Genomic DNA, 14,229 nt, shown 5'->3' with positions numbered 1-14,229 from the left:
CGAGCTATCGGTCGACTTAGCTCTTGGGTGAGTCCCAATAGTAGTGAGAAGTTAAATTTCGGCTTTGAGCGGAGGAAATTTTAATCGAGTGGCCGCGATGCGCCCTCAACACGCCACCCCCCCCTAACAACGCAACTGTTAGGGGAAGGTCACGAAAATAAAATAAAGATTTCAAAGAGATAAAAGTAAATGGCGATCCCTACAGGAAGGGAATGTAGAGGCTCCAAAAACAGGAAAAGTCCGCTATTTCAGTAGTTTAACAACTGGAACTGCTACGAAAAACTGCTACGAAGCAGGTATGACAAAGCATATTTTCCTACGTGGCCCTGTTTACTATGCACGCTTAGATATCCCGAAAAACTTACGGGAACATCTCGGCAAAACTAGCTTTATTCAATCTCTAAAAACACGAGATAAACGGATTGCTGAAATTCGTGCCTATCAATTGTTAGGTGAGTGGAAGCTAGAAATAGAGGCAGCTCGAGGAAGTAGCTCAGCATTGTTTGAGGCCCGTTGGTTACGGACTAAAATACAAAACTCCGAAGACTATGCACTGGTAGATGCCTGTAAAGAATACGCAGCAGATCGGGCGTCTCAAATTGAAGATAGCGGTAAGGTCGTGCCTATGCCAGATGGAGACTACCGGACAACAACAACTGAAGAAGCACAGCGGTATTACAAGGTCGCCACAGGTGCCTATACTCCTATATCGGACTACGCTACCACTTGGTTGGAAGAAATCGATGTCAAACCCAAGACACTTGCAGAATACCAGCGTGCAATAAAGGACCTTACATCGCATTTCGATTTTGTAGAGCAAGTTGATAGAAAATCAGCTGCCAATTTTGTCCGCACTGTCCTTCAGGTAGGTAGAAGCGCCCAAACCGTCAACAAAAAGCTTTCTGCGTATTTGGGTTTTTGGAAATGGCTAGAACGCCTTGGCCTAATCAATGAAAATGTAATCAATCCATGGACAAACCAGCGCCCGAGTACGGGGAGAAACAAGGTAGTATCTGTTGAACGCCGACCTTTGTCTGAAGCAGAGGCCTCAGCACTGCTTTTAAGCCTGAAAAAGGTAACCAACAAAAACCCTGACGACTTCGCCGTATCATTGTTAATGGCGGCAACCGGACTACGCCTTAGCGAAGCTGCAAACTTAAAGGTTAAGGACTGCGTCGATAAGAATGGGGTGCTTTGGGTCAGCATCACTGAGGCAAAAACAAAAGCGGGCATTCGCAGTATTCCAGTCGTACCTGCAGAAGTTTCCACCGAGATCCATAACCGTCTGGTTAGCAAAGACCCTGAACTGTTCATCTTTCCCACTTTGGGTGAACAGTCGCCTGCCCTTTCAAAGCGGTTGAACCTAAAACTTCGACAGATATGCGAAGATAAGGAAGTGGTAGCTGCTCACTCTTGGAGACACCGCGCTAGAACGCTCGCGGAACATGGCGGAATAGAGCCTTGGGTTGCTGATAGCTACTTTGGTCACAAACGAGAAGGCGAAGGTCTCGGCAGATACTCAAAAAGATCGAGTGATGAGCAACTCCTTGCATGTGCCCAAGCCATCCAACTACCTACACTCCAAGTAGACGAGTAGTCGCTCCTTACCCCTCTTCCGAAAAGAAGTCCTCATCGAGCCTTTGGAACTCAATGATCCGACTTGTGCGGACACCAACACCATGCTCCAGCATCAATTTTGTGAGTGTTTGCCCATCGATGAGTACAACTCGCTGATTTAGTCCGGCCACGAAATCTCTGGCCTGCTTTGAGAAGCTAGAGGTTGTCACGAAGATACCTTTGGTTGCCCCGAGACCTACAAGACTACCAACAAAGCCCTGAACCTCTGGGCGGCCAACAGTATTTTCTTGCGCATAGCGCTTTGCCTGAAGGTAAATACGATCTAGACCAAGGCGATCTTCGTCAATGACCCCATCAATCCCACCATCACCTGACCTACCTAACTGTCGTGCTGCACCTGAGTGCGAACCGCCATACCCCATTGCCACAACCAGCTCTATGATGAGCCTTTCAAAGAACAAGGGGGTGTTCTGCTGGATCCGTTCAAGCACACTAGTTTGAAGCGTGGATTGTATCTGCCGCCAAGCCGCCTCGATTTGCTCTTCAGGTGTTCTTTCGTCTTCAGCTGGAAGGTTTAATGACCCAGTTTCCTCGTCGGTTGTGAGACTGCCCTTACCTATGGCTGTAAACTCCCTAAACTGAGCATACCGCTTGAGATCTGCGTTTGTGAGGCTAGTAGGGCTTGTCGCCAAAATACGTTGCCCCTCTTCCGTGATTTTAAAGCTCCCCCTCGCTGGAGAGGCAAGCAATCCAGCTTTTGAAAGATATGTTTTGGCCCATTGCAGGCGATTGTAGATCAAGCGTGTACGTCCATCTCCAACAACCTCTTCAAGAGCCTCATCGGACAATCCATATTTTTCGGCAATCGGCGCGATGAGATCAGACATCCGGTTGCACCCTTCAGAGGCAAGCTGAAGAACGGGGAGCATCAGTTCCTGATAAGAAGGTATTGTATCTCGCAAGGTCTCACTCATTCAGCAATAGCTCCGCCATATCATCCAGTTTACGCTTTGTGAGTTTCCACTTCGGATCATACTGGTCCAGCAGAGCATAAAACTCAGGGCTGTGGTTGTGTTCTTTATGGTGACACAGTTCATGCAGCAGAACGTAGTCTATGCAGTCCCTTGGAGCCTTCACGAGGAACGGATTGAGCTGGATAGTTCCATCGGCAGCGCAGCCACCCCAGCGCTTTTCGGTCTCCATGAGGTGAAACTTCGGGCGCTGTGTAACCCATGGCAATCCGCTAGCCACCGCCTCTAAGCGCTTACCTAAGTAAACTCGTGCTCGTTCTTTGTACCAGCCTCTAAGTCTCCCTCTAACGATCTGCGGATCCTTAGTTGCCACCTTCACCTCAATGGCACCGCCAGAGAGCTTTACACCTGACTCTGCCTTCGGAACTTCGGATATCTTTAGCTTGTAGCGCCGCCCTAGATAGAACGCAGTCTCCCCGCTAACGTACTCACGCTCTGTAACGTGTTCTCGGCGCTGCTGGGAGGCTTTTACGTGTTCGTATACCCAACGTGCTTTAGCTTTTACGGCTCTCTCTGCGGACTCAATAGAGGCCTCTGAAGGCACTTCAACAATCACCCGACCATCAGGTTCCACATGGATCGAAAGTTTCCTCTTTCCCTTCTTAGCGGACTGCAAGATATAGGGAATTCGCTCTGAGCCATAGACTAGGATCCGCTGGGCACCATCAGAAGCTGTCACGGGCGATCCCTTTGCGTGTTTTCTCACTCACCAAGTCGATCAACTTGTTCGCCATATCGAGACCGCCGTACTGCTTGAAGAAATGCGGCAGGAGCCGTTGTTTGATCTGCTGGTAGATCGCTTCCTGCGATAGCGTGTTTGCGGCAACAGCTTCATTGACAACCGTGTCCACATGTTGAGCTTCGGATACAAAGTGGTCATCCCCCAGATCCTCAAGCCCTCCATCCGATACGGCTAGCTTGAAGATACCGTAGTAAGCTCGTTGGTGCTTGTTGTCTTTGATGGCCTCAGGGATGTCTGGTGCAGCACCTGTACTCACTGTGCCTTCAAGGTCTGCAAACAAATCGTATTGTAGGTGGCCGTGATCGAAGTTGGCCTCTGCCTCTTCAATGGCCTTCCTAAGTAACTCGGAGAATACCGCCTGCGCGTAAGGATCCTCTGCAAGATCGACTTCAATGCTCTTGCGTATACGGCTGCGGATCGTGTCTGCCTCGTTCTTGGCTTTCTCGTCGCTCCAGTCCTTCGGATCGTCAGAGTCGTCGCCCGTCTTGCCGACCTTGTTTACATCGATGATGCCGTCAGGATCATGGACTTTCACGCCAGTGACCTCACGATCTACTAGATCACGGATCTGCTTTTCATAGACCGAAAAGTCCACCGTCTCCTGAGCATCCAGCTTTGCCTGTTTGCGGATCTCCATGAAGAACTTCAGGTCCTTCTTGTAGGTGTCGATCATCGCTTCGGTGAACGCCGGATCTTTGAAGAAGGAGGACGTGGAAAGTGCCACCTTCAGGCACATGCCGAAGTTTGCCAAGGCTTCATAGAAGTCCTCCCGCACCTTCTGGGCTTGGTCATATGGGACACCTGCCTCATCATCCGCCATGCGCGGAACGAGGATTTGCCGGAATGCTTGTCGGTCCTGCTTGTTCTTGACGCTGGAGAAGATTGCCCAGATGGCCTTATGAAGCTCAGGTAAACGCTTGTACTCGTTGTCTACACGAGTGTAGGTGCCTTCCAGATCCTCAGGGTCATAGCCCTTGACAGTAGCTGCCTCCAGCTTCTGGTAGTCCTTCAGCGAGGTGTCGAGTTCAGCAAGGATACCACGGTAGTCGACGAGATAGCCGAATTGCTTGTCTTCGTGTAGACGGTTTACGCGAGCAATTGCCTGTAGAAGGTTGTGTTCCTTGATGTTTTTATCGATATAGAGCACGGTGTTCTTCGGCTCATCAAAGCCTGTCAGAAGCTTGTCTACAACGATAAGGATGTCTGGAGCGCCTTCGGTGCCAAAGTCCTCGATGACCTTGTTCTCATAGGCCTCTGCGTCGTTGCCCACGTTCTCTTTCCACCACTGCTGTACCTCTGGGGCGTTTGCGCTGTTGGTGTCTTCATGGCCCTCGCGGGTGTCCGGCGCGGAGATGACGATTGCCGAGGTCACCTTTCCGATCTTGTCCAGCTCCTTCTTGTAGCGGATTGCTGAGAGCTTGCTGTCGGTTGCCAACTGGGCCTTGAGACCCATGTCCTTGAAGCCCTGCGTGAAGTGCTTGGAGATGTCCCTAGCGATCATCGCGATGCGCCGCTCGGAACCATAGATCAGCCCTTTACTGGCGTACTTGCGCTTGAAGTCCGCCTTCTGGGCATCGGTCATATCTTCGGTGGCATCATCAAACTGGTTATCGACGGCGTCGTCGTTAATGTCCAGCTCTGGCATACGCTCTTCGTAAAGCAGCGGGGTGACGGTTTCGTCCTCTACGGCGCGTTGCATTGTGTAGGCATGGAGGATCTTGCCGAACTTGTTGCGGGTCTTGTCCTCTTTGAGCAGCGGTGTTCCGGTGAAGGCGATATAGGAAGCGTTGGGCAATGCTTGACGCATACGTTCGTGATTCTCGCCACCTTGACTGCGGTGCCCCTCATCCACGAGAACAATGAGATCTTCGCTGGTGTTCTTACACTCAGGGAGCTTGGTGGCGGAGTTGAACTTTTGCAGCAGGGTGAACATGATACGCTCGTTTCCCTTGCCGATCTTCTGAGCAAGCTCTCTTCCAGATCCTGCCACCGCCCTTGCTCCATCTTTTTTTGCCCCGACAGCGGAGCCGAAAGCGCCGCCAGATAGGAAAGTGGCGGAGAGCTGCTTTTCCAAGTCTGTTCGGTCTGTCACTACGATGACACGGCAGTTCGCTGTCTCAGGGTTAAGCAGAAGGGCGCGGCACAAAAGCACCATTGTATAGGACTTGCCAGAGCCTGTTGTGTGCCAGATGACACCACCTTCACGACCGCCCTCCGGCTTGCGGCTCTTGACCGTGTCCAACATGGCTTTGACGCCGAACACCTGCTGGTAACGGGCGGCAATCTTACCCGCTTTGCTGTCGAACAGAATATAGTAGCGCAGGAAGTCCAAAAGTCGGGTTTTGTCCAGAAGCCCCATGAGTAGGCGATCTTGCTCGCTCACGCAAACATCAGCAGACCAGAGATTGGCAAAGTGCTGCTTCATTCTGGTATCTGCGTCTTTCAAAAGACGAGCGCGGTCTGCTTCTGGCAGTGGAGCGTTCTTGATGCGGTAGATTTGCTCATCGGAAAAACCGTCTTCACGCCATGCGCTCCAGAACTTCTTTGGGGTGCCGGTGGTAGCGTAGCGGCCTGCGGTATCTGAAATAGACAGGAGCAGCTGGCTGTAGGCGTAGAGGGACAGGATGCCGTCCTGCTGCTGGTTGCGCAGGTGCTGACTAATCCCCTCGTCCACCATCTTATCTTCTTTTGCACCGATTGGTCGCTTGGCCTCGATGAGAACAACAGGGATACCATTGAGAAACGCGACAATGTCAGGGCGATAGGTCTCGCTGGACGCTTCGCGTTCCACAGACATCTCTGTGGTTACTTCAAAGGTATTGGCGGTGGTATCACTCCAGTTTACCAGAGGAACTGTGAGGCTGAGCTTCTTGCCTTCTCGCACCTCGTTGACCGTGATGCCATAGATCAGGTGGTTATAGAGTGCTTTGTTGGCTGATAGTAAGCCTTCGGTGAGACCAAGAGACTTGAGGGCCTTCAGTACCTGCGCCTTTGCGCCATCACTTAAAGCATGACCGTCGTCTGTACGGTAGGCATTCAAGCGATTGCGAAGCGTATCTTCCAAGAGGACACCCCGAAGGCTACCACGGCGACGAGTGCAGTCTTCTGGGCCGACATAGGACCACCCCATGTTTATCATCAAGGCCAGCGCTGGAATTTTGGAGGCTGCGTCTTCACGGGTATCTGGGCGGGTGGCTGTTGCCGTAGTCATGGTAAATCACTCGAATCAAAATAAAAATGCCAGCTGTCTAACTAAATTCCCACATAGGAAGCAGCTACTCAAAGTCGTAGCGTCCCCATTTGGAAATCTCTTCGTCCAATGCATCAATTGCCCACAGACTATCTTCCTCCCAATCAGAGACGGCAACCTCGTAGCCCGGCCGTGTAACGCGTTGAGCGGCAAGCCTGTCAATATGTGAGACAATGGCTTCTCGGCGTCGAAAACTGAGAGGCGCACCCCAACCACGCTGATAGCTTGGAGCCAAAGGTTCAGTGAGGCGAGCACGCATCACGTAGCTAATGATTGCTCTGCGCTCGTTGGGTCTTAACCCTCGGGTTTTGCCGACACGGTACCCATAGAAGGTCAGAGGGGAAACATCTTCACCATACCAATCTTCGCCGTAGGGTAACGGGTTATCCCTCAGAAACTCACCGTTAGAGCGAGCAACGGAAGCTGGTATTTTCTGGGATACGTACTGGTCATATTCCTCATAGGCCTCAGACCTCTTACGAACCCGTTCCTGTTCTTCCTGTCGTTGCCGTTGTTGCACCCTTTCGTGATGTCTGAAGAACCAAATCGCTAACGCGATGATGATGATCACGAAAAATATACCTACGCCATCTCCACCGTCATCCATGGTGACACTCGCCTCCTCGGTATAAAGTGCTTTTCAGCTCAAATAGATCAACGTTCCTACTGTCGATCATATTGAGGTCTATACCTTATTAGGCTGGCCTAACCTCTTACACTCCCTTAGTTTTCACCCTGAGACTTTACTTGAATTACGCGAACTTTTGGGCCTACTAACGTTTAACGGACCACCTCATAGGGCCAGCTGTGGTGGCTGTAGAGGAAGGGTTTGCCTCCGAGGCGGTTGGTTTCTTTAGCGTAGATGCGGAACTTAGTGCCGAGGGGAAACGACTGGCGCATCCCCTTGCAACACTCAACCTTCATGGTGACCGGATAGGGTTGGCCCTCAATTGGACGTACGTGGATCTTCCTCGCAGAGCCGCTTGTGTAGGTTTCTACAGGAACCTGTTGGTACTGGGAACACGGATCATTGGGCTTAACCATTACGCTGCCTCATCCACCTTAACCCGCTTCTTGCCCGTCAAGAGTTGCTGCATGAGGGCGCGTTTTTGCGCTTTCAGATTTTCAAGGTTAGCGTTGCTCAATGCTAATGAACGATCAGCTTGAACTAGCACCTCTGCGTTTGCTTTCTGTTCCGGTAGGCTTGGCAATGGCATCGGGTAGTTTTTTAAAAAATCCATCTCAATGCCGGTTTGCCCTGCAGACCTTCTAGACAAAGCATCAATCTGCCTAAAGAGGTTCTCAGTGCAGAGAAAGTAGTAAGCGTAGTCTTTATCAACATGAGGTTTTGGGATCGCCTTAATTAATGCAACATTGTAAGCACCAGCGAGACCTCTAAAGACCTGAAAAACAGGTGGCCCATAGCGTCCAATCATGATGTCATCAGGACAGAAACTGTTCTTTGCATACTCTTTAGGTATGTAGGTTGCAAATTTGTCAGTCTTGAAATCGCGGATTTGGATTAGACGCACATATCCATCTAGTTTTATAGGCGAAAACACCTGCTTAGGTGGTTGGCTTCCACCCTCGAACTTTATGCAGTCATCGATACAAGGTTCCGTCCACTCGCTGCTTTCGAAGCCCTTGAGGCGGCGTTTGCCGGTGAGGAGTTGCTGCATGAGGGCGCGTTTTTGGGACTGCGCGTTCTTCAGCTGCTTCTCGGCGACCTCAATGGCCCGATCCCAAGTCCCCAAAATCTCCGCGATCTTCTTCTGTTCTGCGAGGGGTGGGAGAGCAATTTCGTATGCCTTTAGCAGGGATGCACTTAAGTTCTTTTGAGAACCATCGTTTGAGAGGTTGCGAAGTTCTCCATACTTAGAGCTAAGCACGTGAAAAAGGTAGTGAGAGCTGTACCCGCTCGATGGAAGGAATGCTGCACATGCTTGATTTGTTGTCGCCTTGATCTGGAGGTACCCAACCTTCCCTCGCGTTTTGCCCTGACCATACATCGCAACGAGCAGTGTTCCAGTCGGGAATAGCTTTGCCGAGGAGTTCGTTAGCCCAGCTTCAGTGATGAACTCAGATGTGTTCGTGATGCCCTTGTAATCAATTTCTGCGGTTGTGACCCATGGAATGGTGCCGCCCCAGTATTCCGGCTTTGCCCTGCTTGGTGTACCACCAGAGGACACTTTAGCTACTTGCCCTAACTTCACTAACTCCCACCCATCAGGAACCATAGCCCAGCTCCTTCAGGTATGCGTCCATCTTGGCTTCCAGCTCTGACATTTCGGCCTTCAGCTCCTCGCGTTCCTGACGAACAGTCATAAGGTCGATCTCTTCTTCTTCCTCGAAGGTGTCCACATAACGTGGGATGTTGAGGTTGTAGTCGTTTTCCTTCACTTCGTCCAAGCTGGCAACATAGGCGTATTTGTCTGCTGTTTCTCGTGCCTTGTAGGCTGCCACGATCTTGGCGATGTGGGCTTCGCTGAGCTGGTTCTGGTTGGTGCCCTCAACGTATTCGCGGGAGGCATCAATGAACAGAACCGTATCATCTGCCTTGTTCTTTTTGAAAACGAGGACTGCCGCAGGAATGCCCGTTCCGAAGAACAGCTTTTCCGGTAGGCCTATGACGGCATCCAGCAGGTTCTCTTCAATCAGTGCAGTGCGGATCTTGCCTTCAGAAGACCCACGGAAGAGAACGCCGTGGGGCACGACTACAGCCATGCGGCCAGTGTTTTCCTTCAGGGTTTCAACCATATGAGTGATGAAGGCGTAGTCGCCCTTTGTCTTTGGTGGCAGACCACGACTGAAGCGTTTGAACGGGTCTTTCTCGGCCTGCTCAATGCCCCACTTTTCCAGCGAGAACGGCGGGTTGGCGACGACCACGTCAAACTTGCGCAAGGTGTCTTCCTTGGTGCGCAGTTTCGGGTTGCGGATGGTATCGCCCCATTCGATCTGGTGGTTGGTTTCGCCGTGCAGGAACATGTTCATCTTGGCAAGCGCCCAAGTGGAGCCGATGGCCTCCTGACCATAGAGGGCGTAGGCCTTCTTGCCGATCTTCTGGCTGATCTGGCGACCACACTTCATAAGCAAAGAGCCTGAGCCACAGGTGGGATCACAGATCTCGTCGCCCTCTTGCGGGTCCACCAGTTCTGCCATGAGTTCGGAAACTTCTGCAGGGGTATAGAACTCGCCTGCCTTCTTGCCTGCGGTGGCTGCAAAGCGGGAGATCAGGTATTCGTAGGCTCCGCCGATCACATCCAGATTGCCCACGCGAGATGGGCGCAGATTCAAGGCATCCTTGGCAAAGTCCTCCAGCAGGTGGCGCAGGATATCGTTCTTCTGCTGCTCATCGCCCAGCTTGTTAGAGTTGAAAGAAATGTCTTGGAACACATCGCGTAGCTTGGCGCCGTTCGCCTCTTCAATGGCGCTCAAGGCTTTGTCGATACGCTCGCCATTGGCTGGCTGGTGGCGCTGTTCATATAGGGCGTAGAAGCTGGCTCCGTCGGGAAGGACAAAGGCCTCGTTCTCCATGAGGGCTGCAATGAGGTCCGGCTCGTCGCCATGCTCCGCCACGAACTTGTCATAGTGGTCCTTCCACACATCTGAGATGTATTTGAGGAACAGCATGGTGAGGACGTAGTCTTTATAAATGGACGGGTCCACGACACCACGGAAGGTATCGCAGGCACCCCAAGCGGCCTTGTTGATCTCTGCTTGTGAAACGCGCATGGCTGAAAATGGAACCCTTCAGGATTAGAAACTGGTGGCCAACTTTAGTGCAAGTGTCTGGGCTGTAAAGGCGCTACTGCGTGGCTCTGTAGGTATTCACGGGGATAACGATGGCAGACCCGAGAGGCAAAAGCGCCCGTGCAACCGATGAGCACTTAAGTCCCTTATCACAGGGGTGATTTTCGCAAAAACTGTGCGGGCGTATTCCTATAGAGAGACTATCAAGAATCCCCCGCGCCCCTCGTGTGGCGCTGTTCTCCTATAGGCTACCCCGCTCCTGTCTGGTGCAATTGAGTATACTCATAAGTAACAACCGCAACTTCGCAGGATCCGCCGAAAATCATGTTGCATTTGGGTGATCTTTGATTCAATTGTAACACTACTGTTGAGCAACGACCCAATTGCACCACTTTGCGGAGACTACAATGAAGTTCGGTTACGCCCGTGTCTCGTCCAAAGAACAGAATGAAGCCAGACAGATAGAGGCCTTGGTTGGCTCAGGTATCCCACCGAGTGCCATACTCATCGACAAGTGTTCTGGCGCTACGATGGAAAGACCAAAGCTAAAGGAGCTGCTGATCAAGCTCAGGGATGGCGATGACGTGACTGTCCACTCCATGGACCGCTTGGCCCGCTCGCTGCCGGACCTTCATTCACTAGTGGACGAGATGACATCCAAAGGTGTCACCATTCGGTTTCTGAAGGAAAGCCAGACGTTTGGTCCGCAGTCTGATCCTCTCGCCAGCCTGATGTTGGGTGTCCTCGGTGCTGTGGCTCAGTTTGAACGAGCGATCATCAGACAAAGACAAGCGGAAGGTATCAGTGCAGCCAAGGCCAGAGGTGTCTACACGGGCCGAAAGCCTTCTATAGATCGCGAGAAGGTCAAGGAGTTGCTCTTAGGCGGCATGAACAAGACACATGTAGCGAGGGAGCTAGGGGTTAACAGAGCAAGTGTGATCCGCATTGCCAAGGAGCTGGAGGAAGGCAAGGCGTAGGAGGAAGTGATTGGGTTTTCATATAGGTACTTCTCGGCAGCTCAGTCGGACCATACGGAATGCTCATTGGACCCGAACGTCTAACGTTCTGGTCTTAGGGGGCGTGAAATGCGCCTAGGAGGTTCTCGGTGGTGCTTAACCACCAACCGGAATGCAGCTGCATCGTGTTTGGTGAATTCTGTTCGGACTTAATCACCATAGAAAAGTCCGAAACCATCCTAAAACCCAGCAAAATCAAGGCTTTTTGGACTAGATCCTTAAAAGAAGACTATAGTTCCGCTTTGGCTTTGCGTATCACGAAAGACCTATTTTGTCTCACATCACAATCATTGACGCCCTCATGGGAGAGGGAAAGTCCACCTATGCCATCAACCACATCAATAAAGCCTACAAAGACGATCTGCTCAGTCGGTTCCATGGTTCTTTGGAAGACCATAAATTCCTAGTCGTTGTTCCCTTACTTGAGGAAGTGAAGCGCTACAAAGCACAATGCCCCAACCTACGTTTTGTAGACCCTCAGCCTATTGAGGGAAGAAAGGGTCTTCACCTTCTTAAGTTGATTGAAGAAGGACGGAACATTGTAACAACACACTCGCTTTTCCTGCGTCTCACCAAAGATGTCGTGGAGACATTGAAGCAGCAGGGGTACACCTTGATCTTGGATGAGGTCTTAAGCTGCGTAGATATTTACAAGGATCTAAAGAAAAGTGATTGGCGTTTGCTGCAGGATGATGGATTGGTGTCTGTAGACCCAGAAACCAAAAATGTCCTCTGGCAGGATCCTGAAGATGCTCCATACAACGGAAAATTTAATGAATTCAAAGCTTTGGGCCTCAATGGAAACATCGTCCGGCATCGCAATACCTTACTCTGGCGTTGGCCTGCCGAGTTCCTAGAGGCCTTCAAAGAGGTCTTTATCATGACCTATATGTTCAATGCTTCATGGTTATGTGCGCACATGAATGCATCAGGGATTGGCTACAGGCATATGTCTTTGTCGCAAGGCGCATTGTTACCGTGGTTTCTGGGGTGTGATGCTGAGGGAATTCGCAGGCTGCAACGTCATATCGATGTCTATGAAGGCCCGCATAACAACATTGCGGTAGCTACCAGAAAGAACAGTAATCCGCTGTCTGGCAATTGGCTGAAGAAAAATCATAAAGCGTTAGCTCCTGAACTCAAAAAGAGCATGACGCAGATTTGTTCATATTGGGCAAAAGTGCGCTCCCAAGATTTAATGTGGACTTGCTACCAGCCGTACAAGAGCGCGTTTAAAGGGCGTGGTTACACGAAGGGGTTCGTTGCGTGCAACGCCAAGGGAACCAACGACTACTCGGATCGCAGTCTCGTTTGTTATCTGATTAACCTGCTGCCAAATCCGGTCATCGCAACTTACTGGAGTGACAAGGGTGTTTCCATTGATGCAGACCAATGGGCACTCTCGGAGATGCTACAGTGGATTTGGCGATCTCGTATTCGCAAAGGGGAAGACATCAAGGTCTACATTCCTTCTCAGCGTATGCGAGGTCTTTTCAAGGATTGGCTCTCTGCCTCCAACGCCTCTTCATTGGCTTTAGCCGCCTAAAAACCTCTTCAACATTCTAAGGACTACATTAATGCACCACTGTGCAAACGATCCCGCTCATCTTAAGTTCGTGCCCTACTACACAGTCTATTGCGGACACTCTTGCGATACTCATTCTAAACCTTCCATAGGTGGTCATGTCGCTATCTTTGACTTTGAAGGGCAACAGGAGTTCTATGGAGGGCACATCATAGACAGTAATGCGCCTCACACAGCACTGATTGGAGTGATAAAGGCTACTAAACACCTGCCCGACGACGGCAAACCTGCACTCATCCTAACCTCTAGCGGCTATGTGGTTGAAGGTATCGAAAGCTGCAAAGGTCCTTGGCCACAGAGGCACTGGAAAAACGTCAAAAACCCAAAGGAGTGGCAGCTCCTATATGGGATGGGGGAACGTAGAGACATCTTCTGGTGTAAGCCCTACAAAAGTGAGCCTTGCAAATTGCTCCTGCAAGCAAATGAGATGGCAAAGAAAGTAGTCAATCGGGAACGAAAGGCGCGCCAGTAACGGGCATGGATCTCTCAGGAAACATTCTGAGGGATCCACCTTCTGTGTGTTCTACCCTCTTTTTTGGACGCACCCTTTTCAACAGCAAATTACTGCTACGAAGTACTGCTACGAAACCTTCTACATGAAAAATAGAAAGTCTTTATATTTCAATAGCTTAATGGGACAAAAAAGTAGTGGCGACCCCTGCAGGATTCGAACCTGCGACCGTCGGCTTAGAAGGCCGGTGCTCTATCCAGCTGAGCTAAGGGGCCGCATCAACCGCGCGGCTTGATGGCGCGGCGAAAACATGTGCCTTCTTAAGGCAGGAACGGATCAATCTCAATCCGAAATCTTAATGAGTCCACGGAGTTGTGCGCTCAAAGCGAAAGTTATCCGCATAAGACTGGCGTGGCTTGGTGCGCACCTTCTCTTCTACAACGCGGAAAGGGATCTTCTGGCGCTGCGCGTAATCGATTGCCAATTCCTTGGTATCGAACGTGAGGCGGATCTGCTGACGCATGTCTGAGGAGGATGTGTAGCCCATCAACGGGTCGATGGTCTTAGCGACGGACGGCTCATATTCCAGAACCCAATTCTGGGTCTTGGCTTTGCCAGATTGCATAGCGGTTTTGGAAGGCCGAAAAATCTTTGCAAGCATGAATAGGTCGCCTCAATACGCGGTTGAACCTTAGAATTCCTGCTGATGTTTTCGGGGAAGAGAAGGAACCTGTCAATGCCGAGCAAACAAGAAAGCTCTGAACTGGTGAAAGACATCTAAGGTTTTTGAAGAGAGTGGTCGGAGCAGCAGGATTCGAACCTGCGA

The 14,229-nt window shown here is 50.9% G+C and carries 12 protein-coding genes and 1 tRNA gene; 4 read left to right on the top strand and 9 right to left on the bottom strand.

The features are described from left to right. The first annotated feature begins 298 nt into the window (after positions 1-298). Positions 299-1,597: a DUF6538 domain-containing protein gene (locus E1162_RS09310; RefSeq protein WP_155129910.1), complete on the top strand. Its 1,299-nt coding sequence runs from the start codon at positions 299-301 to the stop codon at positions 1,595-1,597. A 7-nt stretch (positions 1,598-1,604) separates the two neighbouring features. On the opposite strand, the gene E1162_RS09305 is transcribed toward E1162_RS09310, so the two are convergent. From E1162_RS09305 to E1162_RS09275, 7 genes are all read right to left on the bottom strand, one after another. Next, entirely contained in the window at positions 1,605-2,552 is a 948-nt protein-coding gene (locus E1162_RS09305) for a restriction endonuclease (RefSeq protein ID WP_155129907.1), read from the bottom strand. Next, positions 2,545-3,288: a M48 family metallopeptidase gene (locus E1162_RS09300; protein ID WP_371311876.1), complete on the bottom strand. Its 744-nt coding sequence runs from the start codon at positions 3,286-3,288 to the stop codon at positions 2,545-2,547. The genes E1162_RS09305 and E1162_RS09300 overlap by 8 nt, the downstream gene beginning before the upstream one ends. Then, complete coding sequence (locus E1162_RS09295) at positions 3,275-6,562, bottom strand: type I restriction endonuclease subunit R (protein WP_155129904.1); 3,288 nt, start codon at positions 6,560-6,562, stop codon at positions 3,275-3,277. The genes E1162_RS09300 and E1162_RS09295 overlap by 14 nt, the downstream gene beginning before the upstream one ends. Before the next feature lie 64 nt (positions 6,563-6,626). Beyond that, positions 6,627-7,208, bottom strand: coding sequence for a hypothetical protein (locus E1162_RS09290; protein WP_155129901.1), 582 nt, complete (start codon positions 7,206-7,208; stop codon positions 6,627-6,629). 173 nt (positions 7,209-7,381) lie between these two features. Further along, the gene (locus tag E1162_RS09285; protein WP_155129898.1) at positions 7,382-7,645 is read right to left on the bottom strand and encodes a hypothetical protein; all 264 of its coding nucleotides are present in this window, start codon (positions 7,643-7,645) and stop codon (positions 7,382-7,384) included. Beyond that, entirely contained in the window at positions 7,645-8,838 is a 1,194-nt protein-coding gene (locus E1162_RS09280; RefSeq protein WP_155129895.1) for a restriction endonuclease subunit S, read from the bottom strand. Before E1162_RS09280 ends, E1162_RS09285 begins: the two co-directional genes overlap by 1 nt. Then, positions 8,828-10,333 (bottom strand): type I restriction-modification system subunit M, encoded by a 1,506-nt coding sequence (locus tag E1162_RS09275; RefSeq protein ID WP_155129892.1) that lies wholly within the window; start codon positions 10,331-10,333, stop codon positions 8,828-8,830. Before E1162_RS09275 ends, E1162_RS09280 begins: the two co-directional genes overlap by 11 nt. A gap of 425 nt (positions 10,334-10,758) precedes the next feature. Between E1162_RS09275 and E1162_RS09270 the strand changes: the two genes are divergently transcribed. From E1162_RS09270 to E1162_RS19780, 3 genes are all read left to right on the top strand, one after another. Beyond that, entirely contained in the window at positions 10,759-11,328 is a 570-nt protein-coding gene (locus E1162_RS09270; protein WP_155129889.1) for a recombinase family protein, read from the top strand. 310 nt (positions 11,329-11,638) lie between these two features. After that, entirely contained in the window at positions 11,639-12,913 is a 1,275-nt protein-coding gene (locus tag E1162_RS09265; protein ID WP_155129886.1) for a YonV family putative phage-derived protein, read from the top strand. Positions 12,914-12,944: 31 nt separating this feature from the next. Then, entirely contained in the window at positions 12,945-13,424 is a 480-nt protein-coding gene (locus tag E1162_RS19780) for an RNase H family protein (protein ID WP_155129883.1), read from the top strand. A gap of 177 nt (positions 13,425-13,601) precedes the next feature. On the opposite strand, the gene E1162_RS09255 is transcribed toward E1162_RS19780, so the two are convergent. Beyond that, positions 13,602-13,678: transfer RNA gene (locus E1162_RS09255), tRNA-Arg, on the bottom strand. A gap of 80 nt (positions 13,679-13,758) precedes the next feature. Continuing rightward, on the bottom strand, positions 13,759-14,064 hold the full coding sequence (locus E1162_RS09250) for an ETC complex I subunit (RefSeq protein ID WP_155129880.1): 306 nt from the start codon (positions 14,062-14,064) through the stop codon (positions 13,759-13,761). Positions 14,065-14,229 lie beyond the last annotated feature (165 nt).

The sequence above is a fragment of the Pseudovibrio flavus genome (assembly GCF_009711345.1).
Taxonomy (GTDB): Bacteria; Pseudomonadota; Alphaproteobacteria; order Rhizobiales; family Stappiaceae; genus Pseudovibrio; species Pseudovibrio flavus.
This window is presented reverse-complemented; position numbering and strand designations above follow the sequence as displayed.